Origin of the sequence: Christiangramia aestuarii (assembly GCF_009735585.1) — a bacterium.
Classification (GTDB): Bacteria; Bacteroidota; Bacteroidia; order Flavobacteriales; family Flavobacteriaceae; genus Christiangramia; species Christiangramia aestuarii.
Genome location: NZ_VJVW01000001.1, coordinates 374,989 through 392,778, shown reverse-complemented (window position 1 = coordinate 392,778; position 17,790 = coordinate 374,989). Strand labels below are relative to the sequence as shown.

Sequence of the window (17,790 nt, the reverse complement as noted above, 5' to 3'; positions counted from 1 at the left end):
TTAACGATATGGCAAAATTCGAATTGAAGTTACCCAAAATGGGTGAAAGTGTTGCAGAAGCAACGATAACTAGCTGGCTAAAAGAGGTTGGCGACACCATAGAAATGGATGAGCCGGTACTGGAAATAGCTACCGATAAAGTAGATAGTGAAGTTCCTAGCGAAGTAGACGGGAAACTGGTTGAAAAGCTATTTGAAGTTGATGATGTGGTTAAAGTGGGGCAAACCATTGCCATTATTGAAACCGATGGAGAAGTTGAAGGCGGGACTACCGAAGATGAAGATGAAGATACTCCTCAGGAAGCTGCACAGGTAGAGGAGACCGTTGAAACTGCAAAAGCGACCGCTTCTAGCGGTGGAACTGAAGATTATTCAGACTCTTCCAGGTTTTATTCACCTTTAGTAAAAAATATCGCCAAGGAAGAAAATATTTCCCTAGAAGAGCTGGAGTCCATCGAAGGAACCGGCAAAGAAGGGCGTGTGACCAAAAACGATATCCTGGCCTATGTTGAAAACAGAGGCTCTCAGCCTAAAAAATCTGCTTCGGCAGCCTCAAAATCTGTGGATACCAAGGCCATGGAGAAAGGAGTGTCTGCACAACCAGAGCCAGTGGTTTCCGGAGAGGACGAGATCATAGAAATGAGCCGTATGGGTAAAATGATCGCACACCATATGGTGGAAAGCGTTCAGAAATCTGCCCATGTCCAGTCGTTTATCGAGGTAGATGTTACTAATATCTGGAACTGGAGAAACAAGCATAAGGCTGAATTTCAGAAGAAGGAAGGTGAGAAACTAACTTTCACCCCGATCTTTATGGAAGCCGTAGCGAAAGCTATTCGTGATTTTCCGATGATCAATATATCGGTGAACGAGGATGCAACCAAGGTCATTAAAAAGAAAAACATCAATCTGGGAATGGCGGCAGCCCTTCCAGATGGTAACCTTATCGTACCGGTGATTAAGAATGCCGACAGGTTGAACCTGGTAGGTATGGCTAAGGCTGTTAACGACCTGGCGAACCGTGCGAGACAGAATAAACTAAAACCAGATGAGATCCAGGGTGGTACTTATACCGTAACCAATGTTGGAACTTTTGGAAGTATCATGGGAACTCCTATTATCAACCAGCCGCAGGTAGGTATCCTGGCGCTGGGGGCTATCAGGAAAATGCCTGCAGTAATAGAAACACCAGATGGTGATTTTATCGGTATCCGTTATAAAATGATCCTGTCTCATAGTTACGACCACAGGGTTGTGAATGGAGCTTTAGGAGGTCAGTTCGTGCAAAGAGTTGCCCAGTACCTTGAAGGTTTCGATAAGGATAGAGAGATCTAGTTCTAAAAGAAAGATGATTTCAAAAGCCGTGATAAATGTCACGGCTTTTTTTATAGGTTATTTACAAATGAGTTCAGCAGGCGGGTAGCATGATGATTATCATATTCACGGCGGCCCTTAAAAACTTCATTTTTGTCAAAATCCCTGTAGCCAAGTATCTTTTCGGCTTTTTTATGATCCAGTTGTCTGAAAGCCATAGACCAGTTGGAAAACTGCCTGTCCTGTTGCAGTCCGGAATCTAGCTCGACAACGCTATGATGCCTGGCGTCTTTCTTGATCTTCTGGAATAGTTCATCTATCAAGCCAGGTGCCCCCTCGATGTATTGAATGAAAATACCCTGGTAGGACACCAGCAGACCGGTGATCCCCATGGCAGAATTATTTATCCGGCAGTTTTCTAAAAGCTTTTCAAGGCCTGCTTCAGACATGATGTGCGACTGCCGGCTCATATAAGAGATATACTTGTACACTTCGTGAAAATTCAATGATACTTTAAATATAGGAAAAATCGCATCAAGTTAATACTGGCTTAAATTCCAAGTCGTTTAAGTATAAAATCTATGTGCAATTTGCCCGGATACCTGCCCGGTGCAAGCATAGAATTATAGTATATTTGTTCAGAATTAAATGAAAAGCATGGACCTGAAGCTTACCAAACCTATCTGTTTTTTTGACCTGGAGACCACAGGCACCAATATTTCCAAAGACAGGATCGTGGAGATCGCCATCCTGAAAGTATACCCCAACGGCAATAAGGAAAGTCATACCTGGCTGGTAAACCCGGAAAGGGATATTCCAGCAGAAGTAGTGGCCATTCACGGAATTTCTAATGAAAAGGTGGCTAACGAGCCTACTTTCAAGGAACTGGCCTCTAAAATTCATGATCTGATCAAGGGCTGCGACCTGGGAGGGTATAATTCTAACCGCTTTGATATCCCCTTACTTGTAGAAGAATTACTGAGGGCCGGGATCGATTTTGAAATGAAGAATGTGGTAGCTGTAGATGTGCAGACCATTTTTCATAAAAAAGAACAGCGAACCCTTTCTGCCGCCTACCTATTTTACTGCGGAAAAGAGCTGGAAGGAGCTCACGGTGCCGAAGCCGATACAGAAGCTACTTACGAGGTGCTGAAATCACAGCTGGACAAATACGAAGACCTTGAAAACGATATGAAATGGCTGGCAGACTTCAGTTCTCGTAAAAAGTTTGCTGATTTTGCTGGATTCATCAGTTTCGACAAAAAAGGAAAAGAGGTTTTCGCCTTCGGAAAATATAAAGGCAAGCATGTAGAAAAAGTGTTGGAAGAGGAGCCTGGCTATTTCGGGTGGATACAGAATGCCGATTTTCCCTTATATACCAAAAAAGTACTTACCGCGATCAAACTGCGTAAACTCAATAATAAGCTTAGTTAATGAAGATAATTTGCGTAGGTAGGAATTACACCGAGCATATTGCCGAATTAAAGAACGAGAAGCCCGAGGAACCGGTATTGTTTCAGAAGCCGGATACTTCGATATTGCTGAAAAAACAACCTTTTTTCATCCCGGATTTTTCGGATGATATACATTATGAAGTTGAGGTTCTGGTAAAGATCAAAAAGATAGGGAAACATATTCAACCGAAATTTTCTCACAAATATTATGATGAGATCGGGCTCGGAATAGACTTTACGGCGAGGGATCTTCAGCAGAAATTAAAAGACAAAGGCCTGCCCTGGGAGAAGGCCAAGGCATTTGACGGAGCTGCGGTAGTTGGATATAAATGGCTAGACAAGAAAAATTTTGAAAGCGTAGACGATCTTAACTTCAGTCTGAAGAAAAACGGGGAGACCGTACAGCAGGCCAATACCTCGCATATGCTTTGGAAAATTGATGAATTAATTGCTTATATTTCGACCTATTTCACCCTGAAGATAGGTGATATCATATTTACAGGAACACCTGCCGGAGTAGGTAAAGTGCAGCCTGAGGACCGGCTGGAAGGATTCCTGGAAGAAAATAAAATCTTTTCTATAAAAGTAAAATAACCAACCTAATGAGCAGCTACAATCTTGATGATGTAAAAGAAATGGCCGGCGGGGATGAGGAATTCATGCTCGTGGTAGTACAGACCTTTCTGGAAGAAATACCACCAGATGTTGCTGCGATGAATGAGGCTATCAGCAATGATAATCCCTCACTGGCATATCAATATGCACATAAGATGAAACCCAATCTTCAGCTTTTTGGCCTAAATCTTATGGATCAGATCCTCATTATAGAAGCCTGGTCCAAACAAGGGAAAAGAAAGGATGAGGTGCCTGAGGCGGCTGAGACGATCACAAGAAAAGTAGATGTGGCGGCCAGTGCTCTTAGAAGAGATTTTCAACTGGCATGAGGGCAGAGATCGTAACGATAGGGGATGAGATCCTGATAGGCCAGATCGTAGATACCAATTCAGCCTATATTTCCAAGGAGCTTAACAAGATTGGGGTGAGTGTTCACCAGATCACCTCTATCGAGGACGAGCGTGGGCATATCCTGCAAACCTTAAAAGAAGCTTCAGAAAGAGCTGATATCATTATAATAACCGGAGGCCTGGGGCCTACCAAGGATGATATCACCAAGAAATGTCTTTGTGAGTTCTTTGATGATAAACTGGTTCGTAATGAAAAGGTTTTAAAACATATCGAAGAGCTTTTCGAAAAATACATCGAGACCCCGATTTCTGATCTCAACCGCGACCAGGCTTTATTGCCTTCAAAAGCCATCGCCCTGCATAATGAGTACGGTACAGCTCCCGGAATGTGGTTTGAACAGGATGGGAAGGTCTTTGTATCTATGCCTGGAGTTCCCTATGAAATGCGCGGCTTAATGGAGCGTGAGATCATCCCGAGATTGATCAAAAGTTTTTCCAGGCCGGTGATCCTTCACAAAACCGTTATTACTTACGGCCTTGGGGAAAGTGCCATTGCTGAAAAGATAGAGAGCTGGGAAGACAATCTTCCGGCAGATATCAAGCTGGCTTACCTCCCCAATTTGGGAAGGGTTAGACTGAGACTTTCAGCCCGCGGACAAAATGAAGAAGAACTAAGAAATAAGATCGATGCCCAGATCACTGGTCTGCATAAGATCATTGGTGATATCATTTACGGCTACGAAGATGATGATTCCATAGAAGTGATTATAGGAAGGATGCTTGCTGAAAAAGGCTGGACGCTCTCCACTGCTGAAAGCTGTACCGGCGGAAGGCTGGCAGCAAAATTTACCACCGCTCCCGGATCTTCCCTAAGTTTTAAGGGCAGCGTGGTTTGCTATGCGACCCAGGTCAAAGTGGACCTTTTAGGAGTGCCTGAAGAAATTATTTCAGAAAAGTCGGTCGTGAGTGCTGAGGTTGCCGAAGCCATGGCAAGAGGAGCACAGCAGCGATTGTATACCGATTTCGCTATCTCTACCACGGGAAATGCCGGGCCAGCAAAGGGAGATAGTGATGCAGAACTGGGAACGGTTTTTATAGGAATTGCCACTCCGACGGGAGTTAATTCGCATAAGTTCAATTTTGGCAATCACCGCGAAAAGGTGATTGGGAAAGCAGTGAACAAGGCTATGGAATTAGTGCAGAATGCCATCCTGAAATTCGGGGAAGATCATTGATCTTGAACCTCTTGCCAAAAACTTTTCTGAAAATTGATTTCTTTCAGCTTGATTTGTATGCTTAAAAAATCCTATTTTTGCAGCCTGAACAGCGTTGGGATGGGAGTTGAACGCCAGGGCAACTTATTAATTTCAAGACCAAAATATTTTTTTTGAATTAGTTGTCTGTTAGGTAAAAAAATCGTTAATTTGCAGCCTGTTTTGAAATAACGAGAAAAGTATAGAGCAATGTCAAGAGTTTGTGAACTTACCGGGAAAAGAGCTATGGTTGGGAATAATGTTTCTCACGCCATGAATAAGACAAAGCGTAAATTTAACGCTAACTTAGTAAAGAAACGTTTCTTTATTCCTGAAGAAGACAGATGGATCACCCTAAAAGTGAGTACTTCTGCATTAAAAGATATCAATAAAAAAGGCATTTCTGCCGTAATTAAGGAAGCTAGAGCAAAAGGATTTCTTCAGAAATAATCCTAAGCGGCACCTAAAAATATTTCACAATGGCAAAGAAAGGTAACAGAGTTCAGGTAATTCTAGAATGTACAGAGCACAAAGCGACTGGACAACCAGGTACTTCAAGATATATTACTACAAAAAATAAGAAGAATACACCGGATAGAATGGAGTTGAAAAAATTCAACCCTATTCTTAAGAAAATGACGGTTCATAAAGAAATAAAATAATTGAGTCATGGCAAAGAAATCAGTAGCATCTATTCAAACAGGATCTAAAAGATTAACCAAAGCGATAAAAATGGTTAAATCTGAGAAGACCGGTGCCTATACATTTGTAGAACAAATCATGGCTCCGGAAGACGTAAACGACTTTTTGAAAAAGTAAGGATCGTTCACAAACGATTTTAAATAATCTTAAAAAGCCGTCCTGGATTTATTCTGGACGGCTTTTTCTTTTTTACGTATATTTATTGCCGCAAAATGAGGGGGTTTTGAACCTTCTTTTGTTTTTTAAACCTGCCAAATACAATGAGTTTATTTAAAAAGATATTTTCTAAAGAGAAAAAGGAAAACCTGGACAAGGGACTTGAAAAATCCAAGACCAGTTTTTTTGATAAAATGAGTAAGGCGGTTGCCGGAAAATCCAAGGTAGACGATGAGGTCCTTGATGATCTGGAAGACGTGCTTATTAGCAGTGATGTTGGAGTAGCCACCACCATAAAAGTGATCAATAGAATAGAAGAACGTGTGGCCCGGGATAAATATCTAGGAACCGACGAGCTGAACAAGATACTTCGCGAAGAGATCGCGGCATTGCTTTCAGAAACCAATACGGGTGAAGAATCTGAGATACATGTTCCTGAGAAGACCAAGCCCTATGTGATCATGGTGGTAGGTGTGAATGGTGTTGGAAAAACAACCACCATCGGGAAACTGGCCCATCAGTTTAAAAGCAAGGGGCAAAAGGTGGTTCTTGGAGCCGCAGATACCTTTAGAGCTGCTGCAATAGACCAGCTTCAGATCTGGGCAGACAGGACAGATGTTCCCATAATCAAGCAAAAGATGGGGAGCGATCCTGCTTCCGTAGCTTTTGATACGGTACAAAGTGCAGTTAAAATGGATGCCGATGTAGTGTTGATAGATACTGCCGGGCGTTTGCATAATAAAGTGAACCTGATGAAGGAACTTTCCAAGGTGAAGCGAGTAATGCAAAAGACCATTCCGGAAGCTCCTCACGAGGTTTTGCTGGTGCTCGATGGTTCTACCGGGCAAAATGCTTTTGAGCAGGCCAAGCAGTTTACAGCCGCTACCGAGGTGACCTCGCTGGCTGTGACCAAACTGGACGGTACCGCTAAAGGAGGTGTAGTGATCGGCATTAGCGACCAGTTCAAGATCCCTGTAAAATATATTGGTGTAGGAGAAGGAGTTGAGGATCTGCAGGTATTCAATAAATACGAATTTGTAGACTCATTCTTTAAATAAACCTATGCGTAAGCTTTTACTACTGTTCGCTGCAGCCAGCATCCTGGCTTGTAAGAACGATCAAACCGAAAAAACTTCTGAAATTGCCGAAACTACTGCCGATTCCACCAACGTGGAAGAGATGGAGTTCAGGCAGGTCGATTCAAAGATCATCAACAATGATAGTCTTTGGCAGCCATTCGAGGCAGATCTTTCAGAATTTTCAACTGAGGTTTATGAAGAAGTAAAAGCCCTTGTTTTTGAACGATCTATCCCAGAGATACAGCAGGCGATAGCTTCCGGAAAACTTACCTATGAAGAACTGGCGATGTTCTATCTTACCAGGATCAGGGAATACGATCGCGAGAACGAACTTTCCTTAAATTCTGTAATTTCTCTTAATCCCAATTTAATTGAAGAGGCCAGGGCAAAGGACAGTCAGATAAATGGTTCTGAAGCCCAGCATCCTATATTTGGGATCCCGGTCCTTTTGAAGGATAATATAAATACGGCAGCGATGCCGACCACCGCAGGCTCCCATGCCTTGCAGGATAACCAGACCCAGGATGCCTTCATCGTACAGCGACTTAAGGAAAATGGGGCCTTGATCTTAGGAAAGGCCAATTTAAGTGAATGGGCGAACTTTTTCTGCCAGGGCTGCCCTAATGGGTTTTCTACAGTAGGAGGCCAAACCCTCAATCCTTACGGAAGAAAGATCCATGATACGGGTGGGTCGAGTTCGGGAAGCGGAGTGGCCGTGGCGGCTAATTTAGCACCGGTTGCAGTAGGCTCTGAAACTTCAGGTTCAATTCTGTCACCTTCCAGCGCCAATTCTGTAGTGGGATTAAAACCTAGTATAGGTCTTTTAAGCCGCGGAGGGATAGTTCCAATTTCCAGTACGCTGGATACACCCGGACCCATCACTAGGACGGTTATAGATAACGCAATTCTTCTGGATGCGATGACGGGTGTGGACGATAAAGATCCGGCTTCAGCAAAAGCCGTTCAACCAACAGGGAATTATATTGATGGCCTGGAGAAAGCTAGTTTAAAAGGCAAACGTTTCGGCGCGATAAGATCTTTGATGGAGGATAGCCTTTATGTTAGGGCTGTTAACGACCTTAAAAAAGCCGGAGCCGAGATCGTGGAATATGAAGCAGAGGAAATAGACCTTCCCAATTTTATCAGGTTGCTGAACCTCGATATGAAACAGGATCTGCCGGCATATTTAAAGAATTACGGAGGGGAGGTTCCCTATAACTCTGTGCAGGATGTCATAGCTTATAATAACCAGGATTCGCTAAACAGGTCTCCCTACGGGCAAGCCCTTTTCTACGGAATCGTAAAGGATTCGGCTTCCAGTAAAGAATTTGCCGCTATCAAGGATACGCTGAAGATCAACGGTACCAGGTTCCTGGAAAAACCAATGCAGGAACATAAGTTGGACGCGATTCTATCTATCAATAACTATCATGCAGGTTATGCCGCTGTGGCTAAATATCCCGCCATTACGGTTCCTATGGGTTATACCAGGGAAAACCGGCCTATGGGACTCACCATGATCGGTAAGCCATTTACTGAAGAACAGCTCCTGCAGTTCGCCTATATTTTTGAAAAGAATACCAAAAGAAGAAAAACTCCCGAAAATTATAATGAGTAGTAGTTCCCAAAGATATCTCGTCCTGATTTCCAAGATTATTTTCTTTTATAGTATATTCTATGTGGTGATGAAGGTGATCGCGATGTTCCAGGGTGCATGGGTAATTCCTAATCTTATCCTTTCGCTGCCATACCTGGTTTTCGCCGTGGTGGGAGGTTTTATGGTGAAGAGGAATTCCTATCACTGGGCTTATGTTATTGCCGGTGCCATTCTTATAAGTATCGTGAGATATTATGAAAAGGAATGGATGCTGCAACTACACGAATATTTCTCTTAATATCTTCAGGTTAAAGACTTTCAGGTATATCTAATTTTAGATTGTATCTTTGCACCCGCTTTGGACTTTCCCTTCGGAAAAGTTCAGGGCTAAAAAGCAGATAATTATATGAGGACGAAGTCACTAAAGAAGAACAGGATCAACGTGGTAACCCTTGGCTGTAGTAAGAACGTTTACGACTCCGAGGTTTTGATGGGTCAGTTGAAGGCCAATAATAAGGACGTTGTACATGAAGAGGATGGGAATATCGTAGTGATAAATACCTGCGGATTTATAGATAATGCAAAAGAGCAATCTGTAAATACGATTCTTGAATTTGTAGAGAAGAAACAGCAGGGAGATGTAGATAAGGTCTTCGTGACCGGATGTTTAAGCGAACGATATAAGCCAGACCTGCAAAAGGAGATCCCAGATGTAGACCAGTATTTTGGTACCACTGAACTTCCAGGACTACTTTCGGCTTTGGAAGCAGATTATAAGCATGAGCTTATCGGGGAGCGTCTTACCACGACTCCAAAAAACTATGCTTATTTAAAGATCGCTGAAGGTTGTGACCGTCCATGCTCATTCTGTGCGATCCCTTTAATGCGTGGTGGACATAAATCGACGCCAATCGAGAACCTGGTGACCGAAGCTGAAAAGCTTGCCGCCAACGGGGTGAAAGAATTGATATTGATAGCCCAGGACCTTACTTATTATGGTCTTGATCTCTATAAGAAACGTAATCTTGCCGAATTACTTGAAAACCTTGTCAAGGTTGAAGGTATCGAGTGGATCAGGCTGCATTATGCATTCCCGACCGGTTTCCCGATGGATGTGTTGGAAGTGATGAAAAGAGAGCCTAAGGTTTGCAATTACCTGGATATTCCGCTTCAGCATATTTCAGATGATCTTCTGAAATCCATGCGTCGTGGAACCACCCACGAGAAAACGACCAAACTTCTGAAGGAATTCAGGAAAACAGTGCCTGAAATGGCCATCAGGACCACCCTGATCGTTGGTTATCCAGGAGAGACCGAAGAACATTTTCAGGAATTAAAGGAATGGGTTAAAGAGATGCGTTTTGAGCGTCTTGGCTGTTTTACCTATTCTCACGAGGAGAATACCCACGCATATAACCTGGAAGATGATGTTCCGCAGGAGGTGAAGCAGGAGCGCGCCAACGAAATCATGGAAATCCAGTCACAGATCTCCTGGGAGCTTAACCAGCAGAAAATAGGAGAGACCTTTAAAGTGGTAATTGATAGAAAAGAAGGTAATTATTTTATTGGTCGTACCGAATTTGATTCTCCAGATGTGGATAACGAGGTGCTGATCGATGCAACTTCGGTATATCTAAAGACCGGTGATTACTACGAAGTGAAGATCACAGATGCCGCCGATTTCGATCTTTACGGAGAGCCATTAAATGTCAACACTGAAAAGCCAAAAAGAAAGGAATTGAAGATTAAGTCTGTATAATACGATGTCGATCTTTAAATTTGAATTTAAAGATCGATATTTTTAAAAATGACACGAATAAATAGAAAGCTTGGTTTCTTCAAACGTAACTATTATTCCATCTTCGGTTCTCTGTGGTTAGCTTTGGGAATAGTTTACTATCTAAACAAGAATTATTCTGAAGAAAAACTGCTTACCTTCAATTTTGTGATCTCTATTTGCTACGTGATCCTTAGTATGCTTTATTTCTATAAGGCCTTTGGAAAACCTGAAAATAACAAGGAGTTCATCGAATGGGATGATAATGTATTGAATTACAAGCCAATTAGAGGGAAAATTCATTCTTATAAGATCAATGATTTAATAAATTTGAAAGTTTCCAATAGTAATCTAATTATTAAAGCCCCAGACGCTAAAGGCACCATGGCAGAGTTAAATGGTTATTCTGAAACTGACCTTCAGAAATTAGAATCTCGATTCGGTTCTTTCTAAGCTTACTTTTTCCGCTTACGATAGTCAATATATACGTAAAGGCCATAGATGACTATTCCGGCTCCACCTATCCAGTAAAGTCCGTTCTTCAAACTTGTCGTATCCTGCCCAAAATAGGCAATGGCAAAAGAAAGTGGGATGATCCCGGTAAGTGTGGCCAGGATGAACTTACGGTATTTCATGCTCAACATTCCGGCGATAATGCTAATGGCATCGTTAGAAAGAAATGGAGAGATCCTAAAAATTGCAATGGTCCAGAAGCCGTATTCTGAAACCCAGTATTCCACTTTTTTGTTTTTCGATTTTCCCATAACCTTCTCTAGGTTATCTTCACCCAGCCATTTCCCGAGGTAGAAGGCGATAGTTGAAGCGCAGTATACCCCAGCGATGGAAATAAGCGCCCCTCCCCAGAAGCCGTAAGCCAAAACCGCCACGATCATGGGAAGCCAGGAAGGGAAAACCACCAGGAAGATCTGCAGGATCATCACGATAATGATGGCAACCGGCCCCCAGAATCCAAAGCTTTCAAAATGTGCGCTGATCTTTTCTTCGTCATTGCTCCATAAAATATCCCAGGTTTCATTCAGAAACTCCTGAAAGGATGAATGCGCAAAATATAAGATTAGAAGACCGGCTACTGTGCTCAAGGTTAGGATGTAAGAAATTTTTTTGGACAAAAGTTCTTATTTGGTCTCGTTAGGAATCACTGATCGAGGAAAAGATATAAAAAAGGCGGAAATGTAAATTCCCGCCTGACTTAAATCTTTGATAAAGTTTTAGTTGGAATCCTCAGGATTTAATAGCACCGGTTCACCGTAGCCTAAGTCTTCAAGCTTTTCCAGTTGAGTTTCGGCATCACCAACAATGAGGTAATACATCCTTTCGGGGTCTACATATTTTCTGGCCAGGTCCTGTATATCTAAAACACTAAGCTCTTCGGTCACCTTCTCTCTTTCCTTTATATAATCATAATTATAGCCATAATCACTGATCTCACGCAGCATATTCAGTTTTGCGCCCAGGGTCTCGAACTTCCTGGCGTTACTTTTTATCATATAGCTTTTGGTGACTTCAAGGTCTTCAGAGGTGAAGGTAGATGCGTAATCTTTCACTATATCCCGAACCAGTTCTGCAGCTTCATAAGTGATATTGGTCCTAACGCCACTGCTTATCATAAAAGGTCCGATATAAGACCTGTCTGCGAAGCCGGAGCGTATACCATAAGTGTAACCCTTGCCTTCGCGTAATTGCTGGGTTAACCTGGAAGCAAAGCTGCCACCACCAAGACGGTAATTCATGACCTCTGCCGGGTAAAAATCATCATTTTTTGCTGAAAGACCCGGCGCACCAAAGGCAAGAACAGATTGTTTAGCTCCGGGAACATCGTAAAAATAAACCTTCGATTTTTGTGGGGGTGTGAATTCTGGTATTTCTGGGAATTTAACTGGCTTTGGAGGCCAGCTTGCCGAGATGGCTTTTACTGCATCTACCGCATCTTCCTTTTCCACAAAGCCCGCCACGAGGAAAGTAGAGGCCAGGGGAGAAAGGTTTTCTTCGTAAAAATCCTTTAGATCTTCAAGACTCAAATTCCTCAGAGTTTCCGGAGTTCCCAGTTCATTATAAGAAAGTATGCTGTTTTCCCCGTAAACCAGTTTTTTAAATTCATTCTCAGCGATGGAGTTGGGATCTCCCTTTTCTTCCTGTAGCTGGCTAAGACTTTGCTGTTTGATCAGTTCAAATTCCTTTTCATCCCACCTTGGCTGAAGAAGGATTTCCTGAACGAGGTCCATGGTTTCTGAAAAATTCTTGGCCAAAGTATTTCCCGAAATGCTGATTTTTTCTTCTTCAGAATTCACATAGATGGACGCACCCAGTAATTCTATGGCTTCCTCGAGTTCTGCCGGGGTTCTTTTAGCCGTTCCCCTGGTCATCATGCTCGCCAGCATATGTGAGGCTCCTGCCGTAGCTGCTGTTTCCAGGAGCTGCCCACCCTTGATCTCCAGGCTGAATTGAACCACAGGTACTTCTTTGTTCGTGATCCCCATGATCTTCATCCCTGAGGGCATTCGCGCATCCCAAATTTTAGGAATATTCAGTTCGGGTTTGCCATGATATGGAGGTTCCTTACTACGGTCGAAACTTGAAGCTGTTTTTTCGTAGGAAACTTTCTGGTTAGGATCAAATTTTTCTTCGGCTCCCTCTACGACTTTTTCTTCTACTACCTCGGCTTTTTCAGATCCTTCTAGCGCAAGCTCCAAACTCCCTTTTGGGACGAAGCTCGTAGCCACATAATTTTTGTCATTGACATATTTATTGAAAACACGCATTACATCGCCGGTTGTTACCACCAATAGTTTATCCACCTCTTTATTTATAAAATTGGGGTCTTTGGCGAAGATTTCATACTGCGCTAACTGAAAACCTTTACCTAAGACACTGGAGATGGAATTATAAAAATTGGTTTCCAGCCCGGCCTTTATTCTTTTAAGGTCTTTTTCCGGGATACCGTTTTGTTCGAATTCTGAAAAACTTTCTTCGATCGCCAACTTAACAGAATCCAGGTCTTTGCCCTCATAGGCTCTCACCTGCAGCATTAACTGGCCGGCCAGTTCTGAAGGATAATTGAACATTTCTACCTGGGAAGTAAGGTTCTTTTCTTCCACCAGTTTCTTATAAAGAGGCGCATTTTTTCCATTGGCCAGGTAGCTGGCGAGGATCTCCAGGGCAAAGGAATCGGGATGATAATAATGCACTGAAGGCCAGGTGAGGGTCAGCTCCGGCAGTTTGGCGAAATTATCCTCGTGGTAGAGGTTCTTGATTTCAACTAGGCTTACCGGTTTCTTTTCTAATTCTTCTATATCTGGTCCCCGGTCTATTTCGTCAAAATATTTGTGAACCCATTCCTTGGCCTGCTCCTTGTCAAAATCCCCAGAAATGGTGAGGATCACGTTGTTCGGAACATACCAGCGGTTATAGAAATCCTTTACGTCCTGTAAAGTGGCATTCTGCAGGTCTTTCAGACTGCCTATTACCTGCCAGTGATAAGGATGACCTTCTGGATAAAGGTTCCTGTCTACCACATAATAGGTATGCCCATAGGGGCGATTATCAACCCTTTGTCGCTTCTCGTTCTTTACGACCTGTTTTTCCTTGGCCAGTACAGGTTCTGTAACTGTATTGATAAAAAATCCCAGTTTGTCCGCTTCAGCCCAGATCATCTTTTCCAGAGCGTCGTTAGGAACGGTCTGAAAATAGTTCGTACGGTCGCGGCTGGTAGAGCCATTGGCACCAGAACCTCCAATTCTGGCACTTAATTTGTCAAGGCCGCCTTTACCGAGGTTTTCAGACTCAAGAAACAGCAGGTGTTCGAATAAGTGGGCAAAACCCGTGCGACCTTCCTTTTCCCTGGCCGAACCAACATGCGCAGTCAAAGCCACAGCTACTACTGGGTCTGAATGGTCCTGATGAAGAATTACCTTTAGGCCGTTCTCCAGGTTAAAGGTTTCAAAGTCTACCGAAAAATTCTTTGATTCCTGTGCAACCACAGTGGTTCCCAGGAATAATAAGAGATTTAAAAATTTAAGGGTCTTCATTTTCTAAATAATTAGTAATCGTAACCAGTATTGTTCGTAAAAAATATGGCATTGGCGAAAAACAGTTTTCCGTTTTGCCAGAATGCCCGGAAGAGGGGATTGTCTACCATATAAATCACACTTCCGCTACCTAAAGGTACTTCTCCAAAAACCAGCGAATTATTAAGTTTTTTAACCGCTTCACTTCCGGCGAAGCCTGAAACGATCTCTGGCTCTTCAAGATAAGAAACATTATATCCATCTTCCAGCAGGGAATAACTGTCGCCGCTGAGCTTTAATGAAAAATATTTATCAGGATAACCGAATGCCAGCGGATGGGTGTTATCGAGTTTTGTTCTAATGATACTTCCGGTAATAAGGTCCTTAATGCTTTCACGTTCACGTTGTGCATAAGGTACCAGGTTGGGTTTAGAAGCCAGGCTATCCTTTTCGATGGTCTTATTCTCCATAATACCAAAGCCTTCCTTTTCAGTGAAATTACTTACCGCTCTGCCAATTGCGATCAGTTTTCCGCCAGCCTTTACCCAGGAAGTAATCTTTTTCATGTTATCCTCGTTCAGGAAGTCTGAATACCAGCCTTCAGGCAATATCAATACATCGAATTCACTTAGATCTATCCTGTTAAAATAATCGGCCTCAAGAGGAGTCACTGGATAATTAAGATCCTGTTCAAAATAATACCATACTTCCCCAAAATTAAGAGAGGATATTTCATTTCCTTTTAGGACCGCTACCTTCTGGCGGTTGATGATCTTTATGTCTGAGGAGCCGAAATCGGGTCCGCTACCGGCGAAACTCGTTTCAGCAGTAAGAAGCTGTCTTTTGTAATTATTGGCGATCTCGACAAGTTTGGCGTCAAAATCCTCGACTTTAAGGTTGTCACTTTTGGTAATGACCAGGCTGCCTGGCTCGAATTTCTTTCCATGGCTCTCAAAGGCTACCTCGCTAAAGCGCACTTTTATACCATTTTTCAAAAGTTCCGAAAGAAATTGTGCATCCTGCATACTGTCCCACTTGGTAATATATCCCGCAGCATTAGGGTTTGCCTTGTTTTGCACTTCAGGGGCAGCAGAAGCCTTTCCGTCGTTTATTAGCTTGCCACTGGCTACGGCATCCAGGCCATAGGCGTAAGGCAAGCTCCAGGCAGTGATATCATAAGTAAGCGAATCCATTAGTTTCGTCTTTGGCTCGAACAAGACTTTTACCATCTTAGCTTTGGGCTGGTTCGTAGAGATGATCAAAGTGCTTGCGTCTGCATCCAGACTACCGTTTGAATTAGAATTGAATTTATAACCATTGATCCTGCCGGAGTTGGCGTAAGAGTATTTGATCTCATGCCTGTCCAGCAGTGCCTTTAGAGTAGCTAATTTATCTGGAGAACCCTGCAGGGCATAACTTTTATATTCAAAATCTGTCTTATCGAAATAATCCTGGAATTCATTATTGAGTTCAGCAGCATTTTTTGAAGCGACCTCTACCGTAGACAGGCCGGTAGTATGGTGGTGTTCCACACGATCCTTCAGGCTTAGCACATAGCCTTCATCGGTTTCTATGCCCAGACCAGCACGGCCATGCCCGGCCTGTTCGTAGGTCATACCAATCGCTCCCATATAAGTTGGGTAGGTATCTCCGTAACTAGGGTAAAGCAGATCGAATCTTTCACCGGTGAAATATAACCAGCCTTCCCTGTCGAAGTATTTAGCATGATTCTTCCCGATCCTTGTTTGAAAATCCCTCTGGAAAGGGGTGATGATCTCGTGGAAAGGTTCAGCCGCCGGCGCAAAATAGTAAGGGTCATTTATTCCCTGCTCATGGAAATCAACATGTATATGTGGCATCCATTGATTATAGATTTTCAGCCTTTCCCTGGTTTCTACCTGCGTGGCCCAGGCCCAGTCCCGATTGAGGTCGAAAAGATAATGATTAGGTCTGCCGCCAGGCCAGGGTTCATGATGTTCAGCCGCAGCCTGGGAAGTATTATAAGGTTCGGTCTTTACCTGGTTATACCAGTTGGCATACCTGTCCCTGCCATCGGGATTCATGCAGGGGTCTATGATGACCACGGTATTCTCAAGCCAGTCTTCTTTTTCGGTAATTAGCGAATAAAGGGTCTTCATGCTCGCTTCGGTACTGGAAGCCTCATTTCCGTGAACATTGTAGCTTAACCAGACGATGGCGATTTCATTATCAGGATTTCCATTGCCAAGCCCGGCATTTTTCAAATGTGCAGCCCTGATATCTTCCAGTCTCTTTATATTCTTTTCAGAAGAAATTATTGCGTAGGTGAGAGGTCGGCGTTCATTGGTTTTTCCGTAGGTATGATAATCTACCATGGATGAATTTGCAGCTACGTGATTAAAATAGTTAACCACGTCTGCATGTCTGGAAAACTGACTCCCCAGTTCGTAACCAAGGAATTCTGAAGGAGATTTAAGATTTTGTGCGAAAAGTATCTGAGCAGTAAAAAATAAAAGGCATAGCAGGGAATACTGATATTTCATTAATTCAGGTTTTGGTTTGCACCAGTAAATATAAAGCCTACTGCGAAAAATTAGGCCTTAGGGCTTATAATTTCTTAGATAAGTAAGCAGATTTTAGTTCCAGACATCGTTCTGAAGCCACTCAACGGCATTTTTTACATATGGTACATACTCACAGGGCTCATAATGACCGAGACCAGGCGCTACTTCCATGGTGACATCGGTACCCGCGCTTCGGGTAGCTTCAACCCATTCCTGGGTTTCTGCCAAAGGAAAGAGCTCATCATTCTCTCCATGAATTACATACAGGGGGATGTTGATCTGTCTGGGAGTCCCGGCGGTACTATAAGTGTTATAGGAACTTACCATAGGGATGGAAGCGCTAAAGAGGCCCTGGACAACTTCAGCATAAAACCAGGCACCATTCCCTCCGTTGCTGTAGCCGGTCACAACCACCCTGTCTTCATTCACGTTCTGGTATTTATTAACCAGGAACAGGAGACTAAGTATCATCTGCTGGTTAACAGCATCTGTCCATAAATTATTACCTCCGTTGGGACTTAGGATGATCGGGTCTATTGCTTCAAAGCCAGGTTCGGTATAACAAGCCGTGGATTTATGGGCATCCGGATTTCCGCCGGAGGCACCATGCAGGGTGAGAATCAATGGACGTTCCGAAGTACCTGCGCTTTCAGGAATTATAAGTCTGAAATTCCAGGTCCTGCCTTCCACACTTTGAAGGCTTACATCATTTACCCCGGTAGTGAGGTCTAATGCCTGGAAATCTGCCTCAACATCGGCACTTGTCCGGTCTGGGGTGCTGGGAGAATCATTATCATCTGAAGAACAGCTAATACTGAAAAACGTGATCAATACTACGAGGATGGACCTAAAAACTAGCTTTTTCATGATGATGAAGGATTAATTTCTCTAAGATAAGAAATAATCCAGTATGTTAATCTTATATA

The 17,790-nt window shown here is 43.1% G+C and carries 18 protein-coding genes; 13 read left to right on the top strand and 5 right to left on the bottom strand.

Annotation, left to right across the window (positions count from 1 at the left end; all coding sequences use genetic code 11):
* The first annotated feature begins 8 nt into the window (after positions 1 to 8).
* Positions 9 to 1,334: a dihydrolipoamide acetyltransferase family protein gene (locus FLP08_RS01650; RefSeq protein ID WP_156273382.1), complete on the top strand. Its 1,326-nt coding sequence runs from the start codon at positions 9 to 11 to the stop codon at positions 1,332 to 1,334.
* Positions 1,335 to 1,384: 50 nt separating this feature from the next.
* On the opposite strand, the gene FLP08_RS01645 is transcribed toward FLP08_RS01650, so the two are convergent.
* On the bottom strand, positions 1,385 to 1,804 hold the full coding sequence (locus tag FLP08_RS01645; RefSeq protein ID WP_156273380.1) for a BLUF domain-containing protein: 420 nt from the start codon (positions 1,802 to 1,804) through the stop codon (positions 1,385 to 1,387).
* 166 nt (positions 1,805 to 1,970) lie between these two features.
* On the opposite strand from FLP08_RS01645, the gene FLP08_RS01640 reads away from it, so the two are divergent.
* The 12 genes from FLP08_RS01640 (at position 1,971) to FLP08_RS01585 (ending at position 10,749) form a co-directional block, all read left to right on the top strand.
* Positions 1,971 to 2,747, top strand: coding sequence for a 3'-5' exonuclease (locus tag FLP08_RS01640; RefSeq protein WP_156273378.1), 777 nt, complete (start codon positions 1,971 to 1,973; stop codon positions 2,745 to 2,747).
* Positions 2,747 to 3,361, top strand: coding sequence for a fumarylacetoacetate hydrolase family protein (locus FLP08_RS01635; protein ID WP_156273376.1), 615 nt, complete (start codon positions 2,747 to 2,749; stop codon positions 3,359 to 3,361). Before FLP08_RS01640 ends, FLP08_RS01635 begins: the two co-directional genes overlap by 1 nt.
* An 8-nt stretch (positions 3,362 to 3,369) precedes the next feature.
* The gene (locus tag FLP08_RS01630) at positions 3,370 to 3,711 is read left to right on the top strand and encodes an Hpt domain-containing protein (protein ID WP_156273374.1); all 342 of its coding nucleotides are present in this window, start codon (positions 3,370 to 3,372) and stop codon (positions 3,709 to 3,711) included.
* Complete coding sequence (locus FLP08_RS01625) at positions 3,708 to 4,967, top strand: competence/damage-inducible protein A (RefSeq protein ID WP_156273372.1); 1,260 nt, start codon at positions 3,708 to 3,710, stop codon at positions 4,965 to 4,967. The genes FLP08_RS01630 and FLP08_RS01625 overlap by 4 nt, the downstream gene beginning before the upstream one ends.
* 228 nt (positions 4,968 to 5,195) lie before the next feature.
* Entirely contained in the window at positions 5,196 to 5,435 is a 240-nt protein-coding gene (gene rpmB, locus FLP08_RS01620; RefSeq protein ID WP_156273370.1) for a 50S ribosomal protein L28, read from the top strand.
* 29 nt (positions 5,436 to 5,464) lie between these two features.
* Entirely contained in the window at positions 5,465 to 5,647 is a 183-nt protein-coding gene (gene rpmG / locus FLP08_RS01615; RefSeq protein WP_057480125.1) for a 50S ribosomal protein L33, read from the top strand.
* A 7-nt stretch (positions 5,648 to 5,654) separates the two neighbouring features.
* Positions 5,655 to 5,804, top strand: coding sequence for a DUF4295 domain-containing protein (locus tag FLP08_RS01610; RefSeq protein WP_084509775.1), 150 nt, complete (start codon positions 5,655 to 5,657; stop codon positions 5,802 to 5,804).
* 143 nt (positions 5,805 to 5,947) lie between these two features.
* On the top strand, positions 5,948 to 6,901 hold the full coding sequence (ftsY, locus tag FLP08_RS01605) for a signal recognition particle-docking protein FtsY (RefSeq protein ID WP_156273368.1): 954 nt from the start codon (positions 5,948 to 5,950) through the stop codon (positions 6,899 to 6,901).
* Positions 6,902 to 6,905: 4 nt separating this feature from the next.
* A complete protein-coding gene (locus FLP08_RS01600) occupies positions 6,906 to 8,540 on the top strand; it encodes an amidase family protein (RefSeq protein WP_156273366.1) in 1,635 nt (544 codons plus the stop codon).
* Positions 8,533 to 8,817 carry a hypothetical protein gene (locus FLP08_RS01595; RefSeq protein ID WP_156273364.1) on the top strand — a complete coding sequence of 95 codons (285 nt, stop codon included), beginning with the start codon at positions 8,533 to 8,535 and terminating at the stop codon, positions 8,815 to 8,817. Before FLP08_RS01600 ends, FLP08_RS01595 begins: the two co-directional genes overlap by 8 nt.
* Before the next feature lie 108 nt (positions 8,818 to 8,925).
* Positions 8,926 to 10,278 carry a 30S ribosomal protein S12 methylthiotransferase RimO gene (gene rimO / locus FLP08_RS01590; protein WP_156273362.1) on the top strand — a complete coding sequence of 451 codons (1,353 nt, stop codon included), beginning with the start codon at positions 8,926 to 8,928 and terminating at the stop codon, positions 10,276 to 10,278.
* Positions 10,279 to 10,326: 48 nt separating this feature from the next.
* Positions 10,327 to 10,749: a hypothetical protein gene (locus tag FLP08_RS01585; protein ID WP_156273360.1), complete on the top strand. Its 423-nt coding sequence runs from the start codon at positions 10,327 to 10,329 to the stop codon at positions 10,747 to 10,749.
* Between the two features lie 2 nt (positions 10,750 to 10,751).
* On the opposite strand, the gene FLP08_RS01580 is transcribed toward FLP08_RS01585, so the two are convergent.
* From FLP08_RS01580 to FLP08_RS01565, 4 genes are all read right to left on the bottom strand, one after another.
* Positions 10,752 to 11,426 carry a TVP38/TMEM64 family protein gene (locus FLP08_RS01580; RefSeq protein ID WP_156273358.1) on the bottom strand — a complete coding sequence of 225 codons (675 nt, stop codon included), beginning with the start codon at positions 11,424 to 11,426 and terminating at the stop codon, positions 10,752 to 10,754.
* A gap of 99 nt (positions 11,427 to 11,525) precedes the next feature.
* Positions 11,526 to 14,342 (bottom strand): M16 family metallopeptidase, encoded by a 2,817-nt coding sequence (locus FLP08_RS01575; RefSeq protein WP_156273356.1) that lies wholly within the window; start codon positions 14,340 to 14,342, stop codon positions 11,526 to 11,528.
* A gap of 11 nt (positions 14,343 to 14,353) precedes the next feature.
* Positions 14,354 to 16,843, bottom strand: a complete 2,490-nt coding sequence (locus FLP08_RS01570; RefSeq protein ID WP_156273354.1) for a M14 family zinc carboxypeptidase — start codon at positions 16,841 to 16,843, stop codon at positions 14,354 to 14,356.
* Positions 16,844 to 16,936: 93 nt separating this feature from the next.
* Positions 16,937 to 17,731, bottom strand: coding sequence for a carboxylesterase family protein (locus FLP08_RS01565; protein ID WP_156273352.1), 795 nt, complete (start codon positions 17,729 to 17,731; stop codon positions 16,937 to 16,939).
* Between the last annotated feature and the right edge of the window lie 59 nt (positions 17,732 to 17,790).